Below are 20691 nucleotides of genomic sequence, written 5' to 3'. Positions count from 1 at the left end.
ACGGTTCGAATCGGGGAGGGTGACGATGGCGGATGCGCCGGTGCCGTTCGAGGTCTACGGCGACGGGTCCACGTTCCTGCACGGCACGAAGGCCGCGCTCGCGGCCGGTGACGTGCTCGAGCCCGGGTTCGAGTCCAACTTCCGACCGGGCGCACCGCTGCGGCACGTGTACTTCACTCAGACCCTCGACGCCGCGACGTGGGGCGCCGAGCTCGCCGCCGGCGAGGGGCGCGGGCGCATCTACGTGGTCGAGCCGCGGGGCGACTTCGAGGACGACCCGAACGTCACCGACAAGCGCTTCCCCGGCAACCCGACGCGGTCGTACCGGACGTTGTCCGCGGTGCAGGTGGTGGGCGAGCTGACGGACTGGGAGGGCCACTCGGCCGCGCAGGTCCAGGCGATGCGGGACGGACTGGCAGCGCTCGCGGCGCGCGGCGAGGACGTCATCGAGGACTGACGGCGGCCTTGCCGGTGTAGGCGATCGCGAGCCTGAATGCCGCCCACACGACGCCGCCCACGGCCGTCGCGGTCATCGCCAGCGCCATGTCCGGCTGGAAGACCCGCACCGTCGACGGCGGGGCGCCCATCAGGTTCGGGACCAGGGTCAGCAGCACCCATGCCGCGACGCCGGTGGTGAGCAGCGGGAACCACAGGCTGAACAGGCCGGAGACGCCGGCGCGCGTCTTCGCGCGGACCGCGTCGCGCTTGGCCCACGCCCAGGCCATGCTCGCGAGGTATACGAACGGCGCGAGCGTCAGTCCCACGAAGAGCGCCTTCTGGGCCCAGCGCGAGCCTTCGCCGTCGTAGTCGAGGCCCAGCGCGATCGCCGTGATCCCGTAGCGCAGCTGCGTGGTCTCCCCGAAGCCCACCCCGCTGCCGCCGTTGACCAGGACCACCACCGCATCGTCCTGAGCGGGCACCATGGTGGCCTGCGTCTCGATGCCCGGCGTGGAGCCGGTGTGCCCGACGGTGCCGTCCGACGTGTCGACGTACCAGCCGAGGCCGTAGAACGGCGAGACGGCGCTGGCCGGACGCATCATCTCGGCCTTGCCCTCGGCGCTCAGGACGTCGTCCTCGCCGTTCATCACCATCGCGAGGTAGAGCGCCACGTCGTTGGCGGAGGCGACGATGCCGCCCTGCGGTGCGGTGACGCGGTCGGTGGGGCTCTCGGCCAGCGGTCGCTTGGTCCAGAACCACGGCGTGTGCCCGGTGGCGATCTCGGGGTGGACCTCGCCGTCCGCCACGAAGCTGTCGTCCATCCCGACGGGGTCGAGGATGTGCGCGGTCACGTAGGCCTGGAACTCGGTGCCCGCGACCTCCTCGATCAGCCGGCCGAGGATCTGATAGTTGGTGTTCGAGTACTCCCAGGTGGTGCCCGGCGGGTATTCCGGTGCCTCGTCGGCGAGCGCGGCGACGGCGTTCGCGAGGTCGTCGGCGGCGCCCGTGGAGCTCGCGCGCGTGGTGTTGCCCTGCACCGTCGAGAAGCCGCTGGTGTGGCTCAGCAGCTTGCGCACGGTCGGGGCGCCGGCAGGGGTGTCGGCGAGGGCGTCGACGTAGTCTCCGGCGGGGGCGTCGAGGTCCACCTGGCCGGCTTCGACGAGCTGCATGACGGCCAGCGCGGTGAAGCTCTTGGAGATCGAGCCGATGACGAACGGCGTGTCCGGGGTGACCGCCGTGTCCGATCCGGCGCGGGTCACACCGCGGGCGCCCACCTCCGTCACCTCACCGTCGGTCACCACGGCGTAGGCGACACCGGGCGCGCCGGAGGAGGGCATCTCCGCGGTGATGTAGTCGTCGATCGTGCCGCTCGGGATGGCGGCGCCGAGTGCGGCGCTCAGGCCCAAGGCCGTGATGGCAAGCAGATGCCGCACGAAGGCACCCCCAATAGTCGTGCGTGCGGATTTCCGACGACCCTAGCGAGACCCATGAGGCCTGGCAACGGACTCGTTCCCCGGGCGTCCCGTGCGTGCCGTGCTCGCAGAGGTGCCGCCCGGCGAGGGCGCGCCAGCTGTGAACCGCCCGGCCTCCGCGCATCGTCCCCCTCTCACGCCGTTCATGTCCGCACGTGGTTCCCGCTGCACGTCCGCGTGCTCGGTGAGGTGGGCAGGGGCGGCGGTGCGGGCATCTCCTCGGGGGCCGTACGCCGCCGTCCGCCCAGGATCGCCACGCGTTGAGGGTCCACGGACGCGGGCGGCCGGAACCACACGACGCCGCCGTGGATCTCGACCTCCCAGCCGGTGTCGTGGAGGCGGAGGTGGCAGCTGCGACACAGGAGGACGCCGTTGCACAGGTCGGTGCAGCCGTCGTCCCGCCCCCAGTGAGCGATGTGGTGCGTCTCCGTCCACGAGATCGGGGCGCTGCACCAGGCGCAGCCTCCGTCGCGCAGGGAGAGGGCGCGGCGCTGGGCGCGGGTGAAGAGGCGTCGCGCGCGTCCCAGGTCCAGCACCTCGGACTCGCCGCCGCACACGGCGGGCAGGATCTCGGCGTCGACGGCAAGCTGGCGCGCGGTCGCGGGAGTGACGGGCACGCCGATCCCATCGCACGAAGCGAGGCCGAGCTCGCCGGTCAGCGCGTCACGGTCGATCGTCACCATGAGCGTGGTCTTCACGCCGGACGCCGGGGACTCGCAGTCGAGCCCGTGGGAGGCGAGCGCGGCCAGGGCGTCGACGCGGATCTGGGCGGCGCTGCGCTGCTCGGTGACGCCGGCGTCGCGCGCGGAGCGGAAGGCCTCGGCGGTCTGCGCGTCGAGCCACGCGCGCAGGGGAGCGGCGGACAGGGGGTCGAGCCGCGCGGTGAGCGTCACCATCCCCTCGGCGTCCTCGCCCAACGTGAGGGTACGCCGTGCGCGGATCCGCTTCTCGCGCTCGCGCCATCCCGCGGGATCGGCGGTGGCGCGCTCGCGCCAGCAGGCCTTGCGCAGGTCGTACAGCGACAGCCGGGCGGCCTTCGCCACGAGCCGCTTCTCGATCTCCCATAGGGTGGCACGGTCCACCACGTCGAGAAGCTCGGCCAAGGTGGCGCGGACGAGCGCGGCGGCATCGACCGCGATGGTGCCGTTGCCGAGCGCCTCGGCGAGCGATCCCGGAACCGGCGGGCGCGGCTTGGGCCTCGCGGGCTTCGGATCGGGGTTGGGCGAATCCGGATCGTCCTCGCCGCCTCCACCCTCGCCGGCGCCGCCCTCGTCGGGGTCGTCCGGGTCGTCGGGGTCCTCGGGCTCGTCAGGGTCCATCGCGAGGCCCGCGCCGATGAGGGTGCGCGCCTCCGCCACCGTGCCGCCGAGCAGGCTCGCGATGAAGTACTCCGGGCTGCGGTGCCCCGCCTGCCGCGTGATCCCTCCGCGCAATCCCTGTCCGCCCGCGTCGCGCGCCACGGCGGCGGCAATCGGGGCCGCCAGGCGGCGCGCCTCCGACAGCACCCCGCACGCGGCGACGATCGCGTCGTGGAGGCCCTCGCCGTGAAGCTCCCTGGTCTCGGCGCCGTCGAGCGCACGCACACGAGCGGCTGCCCGGTCGAGCGCGGCGGTCGTGACGTCCATGGAACAAGTTCATCACGAGGGTCTGACACTGGCTTCGAACATCATCCCTGGTAGATGTGGATAATTGCGTGGCGGCGGGGTCTGTGGACATCGCCTCCCGGGTACCCGGGGACGATGCGCGGGTTCCGTCCTGTGGAGAACGACCGAGCGGCGTGCTGGCTGACTAGCGTCGGGGCATGCGCGATGAGCAGCGGTGGTCCGAGGGCTGGGATGCGGACCGGGATGAGGGCTGGGATGCGGGCTGGGGCGGGGCCTGGGACGAGGCGGTGTCCCGCCCGGGGGAGCGCGTCTACGGGGCGCTCTCCGACGCGTCGGAGGCGCTGCGGACGGAGTTCCTCGAGTCCGGCGACCGCCCGTACAACGCTGGCAAGTGCGCCGGGTGCGCGCTCGACCTCATCCTCGCCTTCGCGGAGGTGGTCAGCCTCGGCGGGCCGATGCGGTGGGACGCCCCGGCGGTGGGCCACCTCGTGCGTGTGTGGGCGCCCGGCGTGGCCAAGGATTGCGGCGCGGCGGAGGCAATGCCGTCGGTGCTCTCGGCGTTCGTTCGCTTCGTGCACCGCCGCGAGGGCGTCGATCCCGTCACGACTCTCGAGGTGGCCCGCGTGATCCGCGAGGCCGCGGCGGAGCGGGCCCGCGAGCTCGAGCGGATCGGCCGCGGTTACAGCGACCCGTCGCCCCGCGTCGCCGCCCCGCGCGACCCACGGGACCTGGCGCGCGAGCGACTCGCGGCCTCGGTCGGCGGGCCCGACTCGCTCGCCGCCCTCGACGCGGAGCCGCTCCCCGACGAGGGCTTCGTGTGGGACGGGATCGCGGAGGACATCCGCACGCGCGTGGGCGAGCACCTGGTGCTGCTCGACGAGGTCGCGGACGAGCACCTCGATGTCGAGCATCGGACCGCGATGCGGCGTTGCCTCGCGGCGGCGGCGCTGGGCGACCCCGGCATGTTCCGGCGTCCCACGCAGGTGCTCCGGGGTGCGCTGGGCGTCGCCCAGGTGGTCTGCGAGGCGAACGGCACGATCGCGAGCTACCGCAAGGGCGCCAACCTCAAGGTGCTCGCCGGGTGGTTCGGCGCGACCGGAGCCGCGCCGGACCGTGCCGCGGTGGTGTCGCGGGCGGTCGGCGCGGTGGAGGCGGCGCGGTCGGGCGAAAGGACACGGCCGGGCCCACCTCTGGACTCCGCCGACCTGCTCGTCTCGGCACGCCGGGCGGCGATCATCGAGGAGCGTGACCGGCTCGCGTGACGTTGCGGGGCGCCAGGCAGCGGCACCGGCAGCGGCGGCGGCCGCGCCGCCAACCCGGCCCGCGCGCCGCCAACCCGGCCGCGCGCCGCCAGCCCAACCCCCGCATCGTCCCCCCGCACGCCCACCCTCAGCGATCCCTCACCCGGGGTTCACGTCGATGAAACACGCCTCCCGTACGGTCGAACATCAGGTTCCACCCAGGAGGAGACATGCTCGAGGACTGGTTCGGATTCGGGGTCGCCGTCGCGATCAGCGTGGGGGCCGCGCTGCTCTTCGCGCTCGCGGTCGAGGTCATCATGCGGCTCGTCGCCCGCCGCTACCCGTGGGCGCGCGACCTCCAGACGAAGACGCGCAGCCCGTTCTGGGCGCTGGTGCTCGTGCTCGGCCTGTGGGTCGGCGTGCACGCCGCGCTGCGCAACACGGAGTGGATGCCGATCGTCGGCCGCTTCTTCACCGTCGCCGCCATCGCGATGCTCGCATGGCTGCTCATCGCCTTCGTGCGGTTCGTCTCCGACCTCGCGCTCGCGCACAACAGCATCGACATGCCCGACAACCGGCTCGCGCGCCGGCTGCGGACGCAGACGCTCATCGTCAAGCGGCTCGCGATCGCCCTCATCGTGGTGATCGCCGTGGGCGCGGAGCTGTTCAGCTTCGACTCGGTCCGCGCAGTCGGGGCGTCGGTGCTGGCCTCGGCGGGCATCGCGTCCATCGTGGCGGGCCTCGCCGCGCAGTCGGTGCTGGGCAACATGTTCGCCGGCATCCAACTCGTCTTCAGCGACGCGCTGCGGGTCGACGACGTCATCGTCGCCCAGGGGGAGTGGGGTCGCGTCGGCGAGATCACGCTCAGCTACGTGGTGCTCGACCTGTGGGACGACCGCCGCCTCGTCCTGCCCTGCACCTACTTCACCACCACGCCCTACGAGAACTGGACCCGGCAGGGGTCGGAGCTGCTCGGGTCCGTCGAGTTCGACCTCGACTGGCGCGTCTCCCCGCAGCGGATGCGCGAGCACCTCGAGCAGGTGCTCACCGAGACGCCGCTCTACGACGGCCGCGCCAACGTCCTGCAGGTGACCGAGGCGACCGCCGGCTACGTGCGCGTGCGCATCCTCGTCACCGCCAAGGACGCGCCCACGCTGTACGACCTGCGCTGCTTCGTGCGCGAGGCGATGGTGCTGTGGATCCAGTCGGTCATGCCCGACGCGGCGCCCGCGCAGCGCGTGCTCGTGTCCGAGCAGGCGGCGCCCGGGCCGCGCAAGCGCGGCGGAGCGGCGACGTCCGCCGAGCACGCGGGGGAGTCCGGCTTCTTCACCGGCAGCGCCGAGGCCGAGGAGCGCGCGAGCCACTTCACGCACGGCATCCCGCGCGTCGTCCGGGAGGGCGAGGGGGACGATGCGGTGACCGGGGAGATCTCCGAGGTCGGCGAGGTCGTCGAGGAGCCGGAGTCTGTGGCACGCGGCTAGCGCTCCCGCGCGCGGCGCGTCTTTGACGTGACGATGCGGCGGGGCCAGACTGTGGCGCATCACCGAGCCGACGCGGCAGGAAGGCCTGACATCGATGTCGTCACCACCGCCGTCCGCGCCGTCGGACGAGGCCGCGAGCACGGCCGCGAGCCGCCGCGTCGCGCGGGTCGGGATGGGCCTCGGGCTGGCGGTGCCGGGCGTCGTGGTCGTCGGCGGGCTCGCGTACGTCCACCTCGGCGACGAGGGTGACGCGACCGACGCATCGGCCACCCCCACCGATCACGAGTACGCGAAGGACGCGTACCTCGACGGGCTGCGCGCGTCGCCGGTCGCGGGCGACGCCCCGAACATCTTGCTCGTCTACTACGACGACCTCGGCCACGGCGACCTGGGGTTCATGGCCGACACTCCCATCGCGACGCCGCACCTGGACGCCCTCGCCGAGGACGGCATCGTCCTCACCAACTTCCATGCGCCGTCCGCGGTGTGCACGCCGTCGCGGGCCGCGCTGCTCACGGGGCGTCTCGCGCCGCGCGCGGGCGTCCCGGACGTGCTGTTCCCGAGCGACAGCCCGTACGCCGCGATCAACGAGGCCGCGGGCGTCTCCGGGCTGAGCCAGGACGAGATCACCATGCCCGAGGTGCTCGAGGCGGCCGGCTACGCGACCGGGATGATCGGCAAGTGGCACCTGGGCGACACCGCGGGGTCGCTGCCGAACGACTTCGGCTTCGACACCTTCCTGGGCTCGCTGTACTCCAACGACATGAGCCCGTTCCAGATCTACCGCGACGACGAGGTCGTCCTCGAGACCGTCGACCAGACCGGGCTGGACGCGCTCTACACGGACGAGGCGGTCGCCTTCATCGGCGACGCCGCGGACGGCGACGACCCGTTCTTCCTCTACTTCGCCCACAACTTCCCGCACGAGCCGCTGTTCGCCGCGGAGGAGAACGAGGGGCGATCGGACGCGGGCCTCTATGGCGACGTCGTGGAGGGTCTCGACGACGGCATCGGCCGCATCGTCGACGCGCTCGCGGCGACGGGCCAGCTCGACAGCACCATCATCATGGTGACCAGCGACAACGGCCCCTGGTACCAGGGCGACGCCGGCGACCACCGCGGACGCAAGGGCGAGGTGTACGAGGGCGGGATGCTGGTGCCGTTCCTCGTGCACTGGCCCGACGGTCTCGACGGCGGGCGGACGCTCGACACGATGGCGATGGGCACGGACATCCTGCCCACGCTCATGGACTGGCTCGACATCGCCGCGCCCGTCGATCGCACGCTCGACGGGGTGAGCATGGCGCCGCTGCTCGCCGGAGTCTCCGAGCGGGCGGGGGAGCACTACTACTTCTACGCGGGGGAACGGCTCCTCGCGGTGAGCGACGGCCGCTACAAGTACTACACGCAGCAGCCCTACGTGGATGTCGCGAGCGGCTCGTCCGACGTGTCGGTGACCCAGCAGGGGCCCTGGCTGTTCGACCTCGAGGCCGACCCGAGCGAGTCCTACGACGTGATCGATCGCCACCCGGAGGTCGCGGCCGCGCTCGCGGCGGAGCTCGAGAGGCGCGATGCGGAGATGGCGGAGAATCCTCGCGGGTGGCGCTGAGGACGCGGCGGCCGGGCGTGAACCCGGCCGCCGCATCGTCCCGCGATTGTCAGGGCTTGAGCATGACCTTCCCGGCGCGGCCGGGCGTGTAGTGGGCGCGGACCGCGTCGGCGATGTCGGCGAACGCGACGGTCGCCTCGACGGGCAGGGTGATGGTGCCGTCGGACAGGCGGGCGAGAAGCTCACCCATGAGGCGGCCCCGGTCCGCGTCCGACATGGCGGCGCTGACCTTGGAGCCCCAGAAGCCGCGGATGGTGGCCTGCTTGAAGATGACGTCGCCCGAGCCGATCTCCATGGTCGGCGAGGCCATCGCGCCGAAGATCACGAGCGTGCCGTTCTCGGCGAGCTGCGACAGGACGTCGCCGCTGGCCTGGCCGCCGACCGAGTCGATGCCGACCTTGAGCGGCGCGCCGCCGGTGAGCGCCGCGACGCGCTCCTGCCAGCCGTCGGTGTCGGTGGCGACGATGCGCTCGATGCCCTGGGCGGCGAGCTCGGCGATGCCGGCCTCGCGGCGGACCAGGCCGACCACGTTGATGCCGCGGGCGCCGGCGAGCTGCGCGACGAGGCGGCCGACGGCGCCGTTCGCGGCGTTCTGAATCATCCAGTCGCCCGCGGCGAGGTCGAGCGAGTCCAGGAGGCTGATCGCGGAGAACGGCATCGCGATCAGCTGCGCGGCGGCCTCGTCCGGGATGGAGTCGGGCATTGGGATGAGGGCGGCGGCGTTGGCGACGAACTGCTCGGCCCACACGCCGAACACGCCGCCAACCGCCACACGCTGGCCGACCTCGAGGTGCGTGACGCCCTCGCCGAGCGCGTCGACCACGCCGACGGCCTCGGTGCCGGCGGGCGCGGGGAGCTCGGGCGTGAAGCCGTAGTCGCCGCTCACGGTGAGCAGGTCGTGGTTGTGGATGGGGGACAGGGTGAGGCGCACGCGGACCTCGCCCCGGCCGGGCTGGGGGGTGGGGATCTCCTCGACGGTGAGGACCTGGGCGGGGTTGCCGAACTCGGGGTGGATCAATGCCTTCATGGTGGGCCTTCCTTGTGGGAGGTGGGGTGCGTGGGCGTCGCCGTGGTGCGGTGCGCCGCGCCGGGTGCCGGGGTGCGTCAACGCGCGGGAACGAGTGGTTCATTCCGTCACGCGGTGACGCGACTGCGGTACGGCCGCCTTGGCGCGCGAGTCTTGTCGCCGTGACTCCGACGACCTCGCTCTCCCTTGGCGATGCGCTGGACGGGTTCGAGATTGCGGCGAGCTCTGCCGCGTTCGGGACACGGACGGGACACCGACTGGTTTCGGCACCCAGGCGCTAGCCTCCTGCCAGGGGGTTCGCTCATGACAGCAGGTCAGTCCGCCGAGGCCGAGGCGATGCGCCAGGCCGCGCTCGCCGAGCAGTACTCCGCGGCCGCCGCGGAGGCCCGTGCCAACGCCGCCAAGTACGGCATTGCCGCGGTCACGGAGAAGCGCACGATGCAGGTGCTGGCGCCGCTCGCCGCCGTCGGCGTGCACTTCCTCGCCGAACGCAAGTGGCCGGGAAGCAGGCGAGCGCAGGTCGACCTCGTCGCGATCGGCCCGCAGGGCGTCTTCATCGTCGACACCAAGGCGTGGAAGGACGTGTCGATGCGTTCCGGGCGCATCCACCGCGGCGACGAGGACGTCACCGAGGATCTGATGGCCCTCGCCGACCTCGCCGACACCATCGAGGGCGACCTCGCGGAGGTCGGCCTCGCACCCGGGGAGGTGCACGCCGTCGCCGTGCTCGCCGGCCACGGTGGGATCGGAGAGAAGGTCGGCCCCGTCGATGTGGTGGGGGAGAAGGACATCCTCCGCTACATCGCCGCTCGCGGGAACAGGCTCACGGAGTCGCAGGTCGACGTCGTGCTCGGTCGCTCCCTGTCGCTGCTGCCGCAGGTCAACGCCGCGCCCGAGCCGGCCCCGACACTGCCCGCGCCGGCCCCGACACTGCCCGCGCCGGTCGTGCCAGCCGCATCGTCCCCCGAGCCGGAGGAGCTCATCTCGGAGTCCGCCGTCGAATCTGCGCTGCTCGAGGGCATCCTCGCGCAGCCCATCGAGGAGTGGATGAGCTTCCTCCACCCCAACCAGGCGAAGCTGGTCCGGCGCAGCTTCAGCGGGCCCAGCCGCATCCGCGGTGCCGCCGGCACGGGCAAGACCGTGGTGGGTCTGCATCGTGCCGCGTATCTTGCGCGCACCCGATCGGGGCGGATCCTGTTCGCCACCTTCGTGCGCACGCTTCCCGCGGTGATGCGGCAGTCTCTCGGTCGCATGGCGCCCGACGTGGTCGACCGCGTCCACTTCACCGGCGTGCATCGGTTCGCGCTCGACCTTCTTGCCGACCGCGGAGTCGCATGCCGCGTCGACGGCAGGCTCGCCGACGGGCTGTTCAACGAGGCGTGGGCCGCGGTGCCGAAGGACAGTCCGCTCCGCACCAATGGGCTGACGCATCGGTACTGGAAGGACGAGATCGACCACATCCTCAAGGGGCGCGGCATCACGCAGTTCCACGAGTACGCGGATCTGCCGCGCACCGGGCGCACGCACCGGCTGTCGCTAGGACAGCGTGAGGCGGTGTGGTCGCTGTACCGGGACTACGACAACCGCCTACGGGCTTCGCGGATCCACGACTTCGCCGACGTGATCCTGCTCGCGGAGGCCGAGCTCAAGCGCAAGCCTCTCGACGAGCCCTACGTCGCCGTCGTGATCGACGAGGCACAGGACCTCTCGTGCGCGATGGTGCGGATGCTTCACTCGCTCGTGGGCGATGTGCCGGACGGGCTCACGCTCATCGGCGACGGGCAGCAGTCGATCTATCCGGGCGGCTACACCTTGGCCGAGGCTGGCATCTCGGTGGTCGGTCGTGGCGTGGTCATGGACGTCAACTACCGCAACACCTCGGAGATTCTGAGCTTCGCGCACGACGTGATCGCCGGCAGCGAGTACGCCGACATCGAGGGCGAGGTGGCGCGCGGCGAGCGCCCGGCGGACGTGCCGCGGCACGGTCCGGTCCCTGAGGTGGCACGATGTGCGAGCCGCCGCGAGCACGACCGGCTCCTGGTATCGCGGGTGCGGGAGGCCGTGACCGCGATCGGGACCGGGTTGGGCGATGTCGCCGTGCTCTGTGTCTCCACGTGGGCGGCGCGGCAGGCGCGGGACGCGCTCAAGGCCGTCGGGTGCCCGGTGGTCGAGCTCGAGTCCTACGACGGCTCCGCGGTGGACGCGGTGAAGGTGGGGACGATCAAGCGCGCGAAGGGCCTCGAGTTCAAGCAGGTGCTGATGCCGTACCTCAAGGAGGCGCAGATCGGGCTCGGGGAACCTCCGGTGGATGGTGCCGAGCGGGAGCGATGGGAGCTCGAGCGGCGCGAGCTGTTCGTAGGTGCGACGCGGGCGCGGGACGGGCTGTGGCTCGGAGTAGTGGGATGACCGGCGAGGTCGATCTGGTCGGGCCGTTGCTCAGTGGCCTCTTCGGCGCGCTGCGACCCCTGCTCCCGTGGCTCATCCCGCTCGCGATCGTCTCGACCGTCACCTCGTTCCCCATGCCGGGGCGGGGTCCGTCGACGCGCAGGCGCGACCCGTGGCGCGGTTTCAAGTACGGCGCCCGGGCGACGGTGCTTGAGCGCGCAGGTGGACGATGCGAGGGTGGGCTCCTCTTCGGGTGGGGCCGCTGTCCGGCCGTGGCCGCCGAGGCCGACCACGTGTTCCCTCACTCCAAGGGCGGCCCGACGGTGGTGAGCAACGGTCAGGCACTCTGCAAAGACCACAACCGGCGCAAGCGGGACATGACGCCGCCGTGGTGGTACGTGTTGGCGCTCGAGAAGCGCCGGCGTGCGTACTTCCCGGCTGACGAGGACGTGCGTGTCTATGCGGTGATGACCGAGGACGATGTGGCGGCACGGGAGCGGACGCGATCACGCAGGCGTGCGCAGTAGCGCCGGTCGCCTAGGGTGTCGGCATGGCTGACGACATCCACGACTCAGGCTGGCATGGGTCCTTGGGGCTCGGCGCAATCCTCGGCGCCACAGGCCTCGATCTCGAGGACGTTTTGGTCATTCGACACACCTTCAAAGAAGAGGGACTCGCGTCCCACAGCGACCTCACCCCTGCAAAGGTGCTCGCGTACACACGACGCCAGTTGGTCAAGGGCGCCAAGTTCCCAAGACACCCTGCACGCTGGTGGCTGGTCTTTGTCGCGGATGGACAACGCCGGTCGCGGTTCTACGGCGCATTCGAGAATCGCGGTGAAGTCGGTGCGGAGCGCACCGAGACACATCGCCACTACGACCTTGTGGCGTCGGACCTGCTTGTCTCGTTGGCAGGGCGCCTCGTCCTTGAGTGGTCGGCGGACACCATCAACTGGGCCAAGCGAGGTGCGCGCGCTGCCGAATTCGCAGTGGTGGAGATCTCAGATCCGGAGGCCGTCGCATTCCCCGGGTTCGACCGCGTGGCGTTGACCTATGCGCAACTCCAGGAGGTCGTCAACGAGTCGCGCTATGCCTCATGGCGCACCGCACTCGGCGCGGTGCAGGGCATCTACCTGATCGCCGACTCAAAGTCGGGGCAGCTGTACGTCGGCAAGGCAGACGGTAGCGAGCGCATCCTTGGGCGATGGCGCGCGTACGCGGACACCGGGCACGGCGGCAACGTGGCGTTGCGAGACGCTTTGGAGACCGATCCCGAGCACGCTGGCCATTTCACTTGGAGTCTCCTCCGGGTCTTCGGATCGAACACCACCCCAGACGTGGTCGACGAGGCAGAGAACCATTTCAAGATGACGCTGATGACACGTAGGTTCGGCTACAACCGCAACTGACCGGCGTTCGCGCGGGTCGCAGGTTCAGCGATTCGGAGCGGATGCCGCGAGCGCCTCTCGAATCTCGCTGGCGAGTGACGATGCACGGGCGCTGAGCCCGGGCGAGACGGGCTCGGGTACCTCAAGGTCGATGGTGGCACGCGCGGCAGCCGCGTGCAGTCCTGCCGGCATCGCGCCGGCGACGAAGAGGTCCTTGAGCTCGTCCTGCTCGAAGGGTGCACGGATCAACTGACGAATACGGGTCAGCGTCACAGCAGCCGAGCGGGCGTCGGCGTAGCCGAAGCGTTCCGCGATCTCCGCATTCGGCACCCCGTCGAGGGCGGCGAGGAAGACGAAGCGCTGCTTCTCGGACAGCGGCGCGAGCAGCAGCCGGAAGAACTCAGGGCGAGCGGCGACCGACGAGGGTCCGGGCTGTGCATCCGCGATCCCCTCGATCCACTCGAGGTCCTCCTCGACCGCGACCCACTCCTTCTTGCGTGCGCGCAGCTGATCGATGGACGCGAACTTCGCCATCCGAGCGACATAGCCATCGGGGTTGGCGAGGTCATCGAGGCCCTCCTCGAGCAGTCGCACCATCACGTCTTGCGCGACGTCGTCCGCGCGCTGTGCGTCGTTCAGGATGCCTCTGGCGGTGCGCAGCGCGATCCCGCGGAGCCGCTCGAGCTGGTCGCTGTCGATCATGCGAACAACGTAGACCCGGCCACCGACATCGGCACCGAAGCCGGACTGCTGCGTGCCGTGCATCGTGCCGTCGACAGGCGTCCGCAGGGAGCGTTCAAGACTCGTTGTTAACACCTCGCCCGATTTCCCGTCATCAGGTCAGAGGGCAACAGGAACCCGCCGGGTCCGGCCCTCCCGACCGAGGGGAACCGCAATGAACGAGATGTACGCACCGCGCTGGGTGTCCGCCGACCAGGAGCCCACCGAGCTCCACACCCAGGTCCTGCCCCGCCTGTTCCAGGGCGGCACCGCGGACGAGCGCTGGGACAGCTCGCCGTGGGGGAGCCGCGGCCCCGCCGCCGGCTGCGACCCCGACACCGAGGGCTACGACGCCGTCGCCACCCTGTTCGCGTGGGCGCCGCCCGCCGAGTGGGGCGTCGAGGAGCTCCGCTTCGGCTTCCCGGACTCGGCGCTCCACGGCGAGGACATCCACCGGGTGATCCGAGTCGCCCGCTGGGCCCACGAGCGCTGGACCTCCGGCGACCGCGTCCTCGTCCGCTGCCAGGCGGGTCTCAATCGCTCGGGCCTCGTCATGGCGATTGTCCTCATGCTCGACGGCTGGACGCCCGAGGAGGCCATCCGCCGCATCCGCGAGCGCCGCGCCGAGGTCGCACTCGTCAACGACCGCTTCGTCGACTGGCTGATGAACGATGCGGCGGCCGCGCTCGGCCTCGAGGCCACCGACGCATCGTCCACCCCGTCCTCCGGCGACCCCGTCGCCGCCTGACCGCCCACCCACCTGAAGAACCAAGAAGACAAGGAAGAGATCATGCACATCAACGCCATCCTCGACGTGGACGTCGCCGCGCTCGAGGCCGACGACACCGTCACCGTCATGCTCGAGCTCGAGGCGCCCGCCGCGCCGGACGCCGACAACAACAGCGCAGAGCTCCGACCCGCCCACACCGCGATCGTGGTCCTCGACCGCTCCGGCTCCATGGCCGGCGACCGCCTCGACCACGCCAAGGAGGCGCTGCTGTCCCTGGTCGACCGGCTGTCCGACGACGACCGCTTCGGGCTCGTCACCTTCGACTCGCAGGCCCAGGTGGTCGTGCCGGCGGGCCTTGTCGGCGACCTGGGTCGCGCCCGGATCCGCCACGACATCGCGACCGTCGAGCCGGGCGGCATGACCGACCTCAGCTCGGGCTACCTGCGCGGCCTCCAGGAGGCCCGCCGGGTCTGCACGGAGGCCGGCGCGACCATCATCCTGCTGTCGGACGGTCACGCGAATACCGGCATCACCGACCCGGTCAAGCTCGCCTCGGTGGCGGGCAAGGCGTCGAAGCAGGCGATCTCGACGTCGACCATCGGCATCGGGCTCGGCTACGACGAGGTCATCCTCACCGAGATGGCCGGCGCCGGGCTCGGCAACCACGCGTTCGCCGAGCACGCCGAGGCCGCGGCCGTCGCGGTCGCGGGCGAGATCGACGGGCTGCTGTCCAAGACCGTCCAGGCGGCGAGCCTGCTCGTCACCCCGTCCGAGGACGTCTCCGGCGTCACCGTCCTCAACGACGGCCTGCCGCAGCAGGCGGTCGAGGGCGGGATCCTGGTCGAGCTCGGCGACCTCTACGCGGGGGAGACGAGGCGCGTCACCGTCGCGTTCGACGTGCCGGGGATGCCCGCGCTCGGCCTCGCGCAGGTGGCGGACCTCGCGATCTCGTACGTCGAGCTGGCGACGCTCGACCAGCACACGGTCACCGTGCCGGTGTCGGTCAACGTGGTGCCCGCGGACGTCGCGCGCGGCCGCGTGCCGGACCCGCGCGTCGAGCAGGAGAAGCTGCTGCTCAGCGCGCAGAGGTCGAAGCGCGAGGCAGAGGGGTACCTGCGGGCGGGCGACATCGCGGGCGCCGCGTCCGTCATCGGGTCGATGTCGGCGACGCTGTCCTCGGCGCCCAAAAGCGACATGCTCGCCGACGAGGCCGCGTGGTTCGCGGAGTCGATGGACAGCCTGACCACGCGGGGTGCCGAGGCGACGTCACGCCGGCTGTCCTCGGACCGCATGCGCAAGTCGCGCGGCTTCACGGGCCGCGCCCAGGGCGGCGAGGTGCAGGAGCCGCCGGCGTCGGGCGGCGCGTCCGCGAGCGGCTCGCCGAGCTCTGGCGCCGCGTGAGAACGGCCCGTGCCGCGCATCGTCGCTGGGGGACGATGCGCGGCACGGGTTGCTGCCTATGCGGCAGGGAGGCCCAGGACGTCCCGCGCATGCGCGTACTTCTCGCGCAGACGGCTCGCCAGCTCGGGGTCGAGCTTCGCCAGCCGTGCCTCGTCGGTGTTGTCCGCGATGTCCGCGTGCTTGACCATCAGCGCGATGCCGCCGAGTTCGCGGATCCTCGCGTAGTAGACATCCGGTTCGACTTCGTCTGTCCGGCTGAGCGCGACGACCGCCTCGACCACCTCGCGGGGGAAGCCCGCCGCGAGCAGGCCGTCCACCGTCCAGTCAGTGTCTTCAACCACGTCGTGCAGCCAGGCGGCGGCGACTGCCGCCGCCGGCGCGTCCGGGTAGAGGCGGCGCACGTGGCCCGCGACGCGCGCCGGGTGCGTCCAGTAGGTCAGCCCGGCCTTGTCGACCTGGCCGGCGTGCGCCTCGATCGCGAGCTCGCGGGCGCGGTCCACCAGCCCGAAGGGGCCTGGCGTGGCGGCGCGCCGGTACAGGTCGGCGAGCGCCCCGATCACGGCATCCATCCCATCGTGCGCCGTCATTGCCACCTCGTCCATGTACCGGTCGCGCCGGATCTCGATCATGATCGAGGAGACCCGCGCATCGTCCCCGTACCGCGACAGCGGCACGTACGTGCCGGCGAACGGCGAGTCGAGACCGATCTCGAAGCCGCCGAATGCGGAGCTCGCCGCGTCGAGCAGCCACGGCGGAGTGTGCGCCGCATCGGTGCCCAGGCAGACCTCCGGGCGCGGCGCATCGTCCGCCGCCATCTCGTAGGGGAGACGACGCGTGGGGTACGAGTGCACGTCGATCACCACCGCGCGGCCGTGGGTTTCGAGCGCCTCGGTCACGGCGTCCTCGACAGCCTGGGCGTGCGGGTGGAAGTAGCGGTCGAGCAGCGTCGGGTCCACGGCGTCGCGCAGCGTGCGCTGGTCGTGGGTGCGCGTGTAGACGGGGCCCATGCCGACTGTCTCCATGGGCTCCGAGCCGTCGGTGAAGCGCTCGACATCGACCACCAGGCGCGACACCGGCGCGGCGACCACCTGCACCTCGAGGCCCGCAGCCTCGGCGGCACGCGACGCGATGACGTCGGTGAGGGAGTCGGTCATCATCTCGAGCTCGTGCGTGAGGTCGGCGTCCGACAGGACGATGCCGGTACGCACGTCGGACGGGATCGTGCGGGAGGCGTGAGGGACGTGGAGGACGATCACTCGGTTTCACCGTCCTCGCCGTCGCGCGCCTCGATGACCCGGAACGCCATGACGCCGTAGAGACGGTCGGTGCCTCTCTGGTCGCCGCGGAGGTCGACCACCTCGGTGGAGCCATCGCGGTAACGCACCTCGACCACGTCGATCTGGCTCCAGTCGACCGCGAGGTATGCGGCCAGGCGGTCGGCGACGGCCGCGTGCTCGCTCCCCTCGAGCGTCGTCCCCGACTCCGCTGCGGCCCGCTTGAACTCCTGCAGTGCACGCTGCGCCGCAGCGCGGTGCTCGGGCGACAGCATGGGGTAGGCCTCGGATGCCTCGAGCGCGTCCATGGCATTCGCGAACGCGTCGTCGGACGATGCGCCGGCTCCCTCGGGCGGTTGCGGCGCGGTCCTGCGGTGGTCCGCGCCGGGCGGAACGGTGTCGAGCTCGCTGCTGCGCGACGTGAGGCGCATGAGAGCGGCGCTGACGTCGAAGTACCGGCGCGACGTGTCTCCGGACCGGAGCGCTCGAGGCGTGTTCGCCAGCGGGCGCAGGTAGTCGACCACCTGTGACCAGGTCTCGAACTCGCCCTGACCGAACCAGATCAGCTCGCCGACGAAGTCGCCGGCACCGTTGTGGTCGCGGCGATCGTCGATCAGGAAGTCGCCCTCATTGAGGTTCTTGTGGTGGCTGAGGATGAGCCGCTTGTAGGCGGGTGACTCGGGGCCGCGTCCCAGGTGCAGATGCACCCACTCGATCTTGTGCTGCCATGCGGACGGGTTCTCCCACGGCGCCGTCGAGAGGATGTAGACGTCGAAGAGCTCTGCCAACTCCTTGAACGCCTCTATCGCGCCCGGCATCGGCGGCATCAGCGCGAACACTCCGGGGATCTCGTCGTAGTTGGGCTGGCCGTTCGCATCGACGTACTGCGCGAGCACGTCGGGGTAGATCCCCTCGAGCCGCGCCGAGAAGTCGACCAACGTGTTGTCCAGGTCGATGTAGAGAATCTTCTTGTCGGTCATCGCGCCTCCTTGGCGTCGCGGTGGGTGAAGAGTCGTGCCGGCTTGCCGACCGTGCCGCGGCCGACCGTGCCCGTGTCGACGAGTTGCGGCTCCATGAGCCGGCGGAAGGTGTCCTTGCCGCCCGGCCGCTCAGGGTCCACGGCCCGATGCAGGCGCTCGAGTTCGAGCAGCGTGAACGGCCGGCCGCCGAGCATCCCCCACGGGTCGGGGTGCTCCGCGTAGTCCGCGCGCAGCCGCGCGACGGCGAGCTTGAGGATCGAGGCGTGGTCGTACGCCAGCGGACCGACCTCCGCGACCGGCACCAGCGCGGCCGAGCCCAGCAGCGGAGCGGGCACCGCCACCAGGTGCGCCACCGAGAGCACCCACCCGCGGGAGTCGCGGTCGAGCGCGTCGAACACGTGCAACTGCACCGGCGTGAGCCCTGATACGCCCGCCTTGTCCGCGAGCGAGCGCCGCACCGCGTCCGCCAGGACCTCGCCGGCGTGGAGGAAGGTGCCCGGCAGGCGCATCGTCCCGTTGGCGCCGTCGCGGCCGTCCGCGACGAGCACCACGCACAGCGCGCCGTCGACCACGGTGAGCACCGCGGTGTCGACGGCGACGGACGGGCGCGGGTAGTCGGTGAGGGCCCTGCCGGAGGAGTCGCGGTAGCTGGTCACAGAAATAAATGTCGCATTGTTGCGCTAACTTGTCAATTGACGCAGAATTGCGCCAAAGGTAACCGAGGGGGACCACCATGACGACGATCACCAGCTCCATCGCCCACCGCGCCGCCGGCGCCATCGTGGGCTCCGCCGTCGGCGACGCGATCGGCGCGCCGTACGAGTTCGGGCCCGCTCGCCCGCACCTCACCCTCTCGGGCACCACCGCCGACATGACCGGCAGCCACACCTGGTCACCGGGCGAGTGGACCGACGACACCTCCATGGCGGTCCCCATCCTCCGTGCCGCCGCAGCCGGGCTGGACCTCGCCGGCGCAGAGGCGCAGGATCGCATCGTCCGCGACTGGAGCGCGTGGGCGCGCGGCGCCAAGGACGTCGGCGTCCAGACGTCCCAGGTGTTCTCCGGCATGCGGGGGGACGATGCGGTGGCTGCCGCTGCGTCGGCGCGTCGGGTCCACGAGGTGGCCGGCCGCAGTGGCGGCAACGGCTCGGTCATGCGGACGGCTCCGGTCGGGCTCGCGTACCTGGGCGAGGCGCACGGCGCCGCTCGCGTCGCCGAGGCCGCCGACGCCATCGCCGGGTTGACGCACTTCGAGGACGACGCCCGCGACGGCGCCGCCCTGTGGAGCGTGCTCGTCCACCTCGCCGTGCGCGACGGGAGGGTGCGCCTGGACGACGCGCTGGCCGCGCTCCCGGCGGCACGCCGCGAGCGGTGGGGTGCGTTGCTCGCAACGGCCGACGGTGCCGACCCCGACCTGTTCCAGCACAACGGCTGGGTCGTCCATGCCGTCCAGGCCGCGTACGCCGCGATCCGCGCGGGCGGCATCGTCCTCGACGATCCCGCGACGCACACGCCCGCCGCGTTCCGCCGGACCATCGAGGAGGCGATCCGGATCCACAACGACACGGACACCGTCGCCGCGATCGCCGGCGCGCTCGCGGGTGCCCTGGTCGGCGTCTCCGCCATCCCGGTCGGCTGGCAGCGACTGCTCCACGGGCACCCCGGGCTGCGGGCGGGGGACCTGACGCGGCTCGCGGTGCTCGCCGTCCGCGGCGGTGTGCCCGACTCGCGAGGGTGGCTCGTGGGGGACCGGGTCGACTATTCGGGCTGGCCCGAGCGCGACGCCTTCGCGGTCCACCCGCACGACGATGGTGTGCTGATGGGAGGCGTCCACCACCTCGCGCATCTGCCCGCGGACATCGATGCGGTCGTGTCGCTGTGCCGGCTCGGTGCCCTCGAGGTTCCGGCGCGTATCGGCCGGGCGGACGTCGCGGAGGTGTGGCTCATCGACGATGCTGCGCCGGGTGCGAACGAGCACCTGGGATTCGTGCTCGAGGAGGCGGCCGACACGGTGGCCGCGCTGCGCGCCGAAGGCAAGCACGTGTACCTCCATTGCGTCGCCGCGCATTCGCGAACGCCTACGGTGGCCGCTCTCTACGCGGCGCGGCACCTCGGTGTCGAGCCGGGGCGGGCGCTCGCGGAGGTCGCGGCGGCGCTGCCCGCGGCCGACCCGAACCGCGCCTTCCGTGCGTACCTCGCGGAGGTGAGGTCATGAGCGGCACCACGGTGTTCCGTGCGGCCGACCGGTTCGTCGACGCGCAACTGTGGTGGGTGGCGTCGGAGCTGTGCCGGCGCCACTCCCGCCTGCGGATCCGCGAGCTCGCGCATGACGAGCTCGGCACCTTCATCGAGGTGGTCTCGTGGCCCGACGTGAGCGAGCTGCGGATCGGGTTCTCACGCGTGTCGGGGATCAGGATTCTCGGGCACGATGACTTCGCTGTCACACCCACAGAGCTCCTCGAGGTTGCGAGCCCGCACGCTGTCCTGAAGGCCGTCGAGGCTGAGCATGGCATCGGCGGCCCCGGCCGATTCCCGCCGACGACGCGCGAGACTATCGGTTACCGTGCGATCGCATACGTCCTCGGCACGATGGTGAATTCGCGGCATTCGTGGACCGTGCGGGGCGAGCGGCCCGAAGACCCGTCCGTGGTCCACGGAGGAGCGTGGCTGTCGCCTGTGCGCGGTTGGCCGTCGATCCCACAGCTTCGCGAGCAATGGGCTATCGATGCGGCCCACGACGCCCTGTACAACAAGGCGCCTGCGCACGCGTGGTTGCTGATGCGCGATCTCGAGGTCGTGGGCTTGTTCGACCTTCACGGGCGTGTCCACCTGGCGACCGCATCGCGCGACTTGTTCGCAGCGCATCGGGCGAGCGGGTCGGACATCGCCCAGGCCGTCGTCTGGGCGCTTGGATCCCATATGAGGCTATGACGACACCGCGA

Annotated in this window: 18 protein-coding genes; 11 read left to right on the top strand and 7 right to left on the bottom strand. The window is 71.5% G+C overall.

Going from position 1 to position 20691, the window contains the following annotated elements:
• Positions 1-25 precede the first annotated feature (25 nt).
• Positions 26-457: an NAD(+)--rifampin ADP-ribosyltransferase gene (gene arr, locus AOM07_RS00625; protein WP_062310243.1), complete on the top strand. Its 432-nt coding sequence runs from the start codon at positions 26-28 to the stop codon at positions 455-457.
• Here arr and AOM07_RS00620 read toward each other — a convergent pair.
• Both AOM07_RS00620 and AOM07_RS00615 read right to left on the bottom strand, forming a co-directional pair.
• Positions 444-1871 (bottom strand): serine hydrolase domain-containing protein, encoded by a 1428-nt coding sequence (locus AOM07_RS00620; RefSeq protein ID WP_062310240.1) that lies wholly within the window; start codon positions 1869-1871, stop codon positions 444-446. The two genes, arr and AOM07_RS00620, sit on opposite strands and share 14 nt — an antisense overlap.
• A gap of 182 nt (positions 1872-2053) precedes the next feature.
• Complete coding sequence (locus tag AOM07_RS00615) at positions 2054-3535, bottom strand: HNH endonuclease signature motif containing protein (protein WP_062310236.1); 1482 nt, start codon at positions 3533-3535, stop codon at positions 2054-2056.
• A gap of 176 nt (positions 3536-3711) precedes the next feature.
• On the opposite strand from AOM07_RS00615, the gene AOM07_RS00610 reads away from it, so the two are divergent.
• The 3 genes from AOM07_RS00610 (at position 3712) to AOM07_RS00600 (ending at position 7845) form a co-directional block, all read left to right on the top strand.
• The gene (locus tag AOM07_RS00610; protein ID WP_062310233.1) at positions 3712-4776 is read left to right on the top strand and encodes a hypothetical protein; all 1065 of its coding nucleotides are present in this window, start codon (positions 3712-3714) and stop codon (positions 4774-4776) included.
• Between the two features lie 209 nt (positions 4777-4985).
• Positions 4986-6236: a mechanosensitive ion channel family protein gene (locus AOM07_RS00605; RefSeq protein ID WP_084829989.1), complete on the top strand. Its 1251-nt coding sequence runs from the start codon at positions 4986-4988 to the stop codon at positions 6234-6236.
• A 94-nt stretch (positions 6237-6330) separates the two neighbouring features.
• Positions 6331-7845, top strand: a complete 1515-nt coding sequence (locus AOM07_RS00600) for a sulfatase family protein (RefSeq protein ID WP_062310231.1) — start codon at positions 6331-6333, stop codon at positions 7843-7845.
• A 49-nt stretch (positions 7846-7894) separates the two neighbouring features.
• On the opposite strand, the gene AOM07_RS00595 is transcribed toward AOM07_RS00600, so the two are convergent.
• Complete coding sequence (locus AOM07_RS00595) at positions 7895-8872, bottom strand: zinc-binding dehydrogenase (RefSeq protein WP_062310228.1); 978 nt, start codon at positions 8870-8872, stop codon at positions 7895-7897.
• Between the two features lie 303 nt (positions 8873-9175).
• Here AOM07_RS00595 and AOM07_RS00590 point away from each other — a divergent pair, with 303 nt between their 5' ends.
• Genes AOM07_RS00590 through AOM07_RS00580 form a run of 3 tightly spaced genes read left to right on the top strand, consistent with a single transcriptional unit; the run spans position 9176 to position 12665 of the window.
• Complete coding sequence (locus tag AOM07_RS00590; protein ID WP_062310226.1) at positions 9176-11278, top strand: nuclease-related domain-containing DEAD/DEAH box helicase; 2103 nt, start codon at positions 9176-9178, stop codon at positions 11276-11278.
• Entirely contained in the window at positions 11275-11784 is a 510-nt protein-coding gene (locus tag AOM07_RS00585) for an HNH endonuclease (protein WP_062310222.1), read from the top strand. The genes AOM07_RS00590 and AOM07_RS00585 overlap by 4 nt, the downstream gene beginning before the upstream one ends.
• 23 nt (positions 11785-11807) lie before the next feature.
• A complete protein-coding gene (locus AOM07_RS00580) occupies positions 11808-12665 on the top strand; it encodes a GIY-YIG nuclease family protein (RefSeq protein WP_062310219.1) in 858 nt (285 codons plus the stop codon).
• Between the two features lie 24 nt (positions 12666-12689).
• Here AOM07_RS00580 and AOM07_RS00575 read toward each other — a convergent pair whose 3' ends face one another.
• A complete protein-coding gene (locus tag AOM07_RS00575; protein WP_169748101.1) occupies positions 12690-13346 on the bottom strand; it encodes an RNA polymerase sigma factor in 657 nt (218 codons plus the stop codon).
• A 193-nt stretch (positions 13347-13539) separates the two neighbouring features.
• Here AOM07_RS00575 and AOM07_RS00570 point away from each other — a divergent pair, with 193 nt between their 5' ends.
• A complete protein-coding gene (locus tag AOM07_RS00570; RefSeq protein ID WP_062310213.1) occupies positions 13540-14112 on the top strand; it encodes a protein-tyrosine phosphatase family protein in 573 nt (190 codons plus the stop codon).
• Positions 14113-14154: 42 nt separating this feature from the next.
• Entirely contained in the window at positions 14155-15495 is a 1341-nt protein-coding gene (locus tag AOM07_RS00565; protein ID WP_062310209.1) for a vWA domain-containing protein, read from the top strand.
• Positions 15496-15551: 56 nt separating this feature from the next.
• On the opposite strand, the gene AOM07_RS15055 is transcribed toward AOM07_RS00565, so the two are convergent.
• The 3 genes from AOM07_RS15055 to AOM07_RS00550 are packed head-to-tail and all read right to left on the bottom strand — an operon-like array spanning position 15552 to position 18405.
• The gene (locus AOM07_RS15055) at positions 15552-16751 is read right to left on the bottom strand and encodes an N-formylglutamate amidohydrolase (protein WP_187329744.1); all 1200 of its coding nucleotides are present in this window, start codon (positions 16749-16751) and stop codon (positions 15552-15554) included.
• On the bottom strand, positions 16748-17749 hold the full coding sequence (locus AOM07_RS14330) for a 5' nucleotidase, NT5C type (protein ID WP_084829988.1): 1002 nt from the start codon (positions 17747-17749) through the stop codon (positions 16748-16750). The genes AOM07_RS15055 and AOM07_RS14330 overlap by 4 nt, the downstream gene beginning before the upstream one ends.
• A complete protein-coding gene (locus AOM07_RS00550) occupies positions 17746-18405 on the bottom strand; it encodes an NUDIX hydrolase (RefSeq protein WP_156171731.1) in 660 nt (219 codons plus the stop codon). Before AOM07_RS00550 ends, AOM07_RS14330 begins: the two co-directional genes overlap by 4 nt.
• A gap of 77 nt (positions 18406-18482) precedes the next feature.
• Between AOM07_RS00550 and AOM07_RS00545 the strand changes: the two genes are divergently transcribed.
• Complete coding sequence (locus AOM07_RS00545) at positions 18483-19964, top strand: ADP-ribosylglycohydrolase family protein (protein ID WP_062310202.1); 1482 nt, start codon at positions 18483-18485, stop codon at positions 19962-19964.
• On the top strand, positions 19961-20680 hold the full coding sequence (locus tag AOM07_RS14845; RefSeq protein WP_062310200.1) for a TY-Chap2 family putative peptide chaperone: 720 nt from the start codon (positions 19961-19963) through the stop codon (positions 20678-20680). Before AOM07_RS00545 ends, AOM07_RS14845 begins: the two co-directional genes overlap by 4 nt.
• Positions 20681-20691: the final 11 nt, after the last annotated feature.

This window comes from Demequina rhizosphaerae, from assembly GCF_000971255.1.
Taxonomy (GTDB): Bacteria; Actinomycetota; Actinomycetes; order Actinomycetales; family Demequinaceae; genus Demequina; species Demequina rhizosphaerae.
The sequence above is the reverse complement of the archived record's forward strand: the minus strand, read 5'-3'. Positions and strand labels throughout refer to the sequence as shown.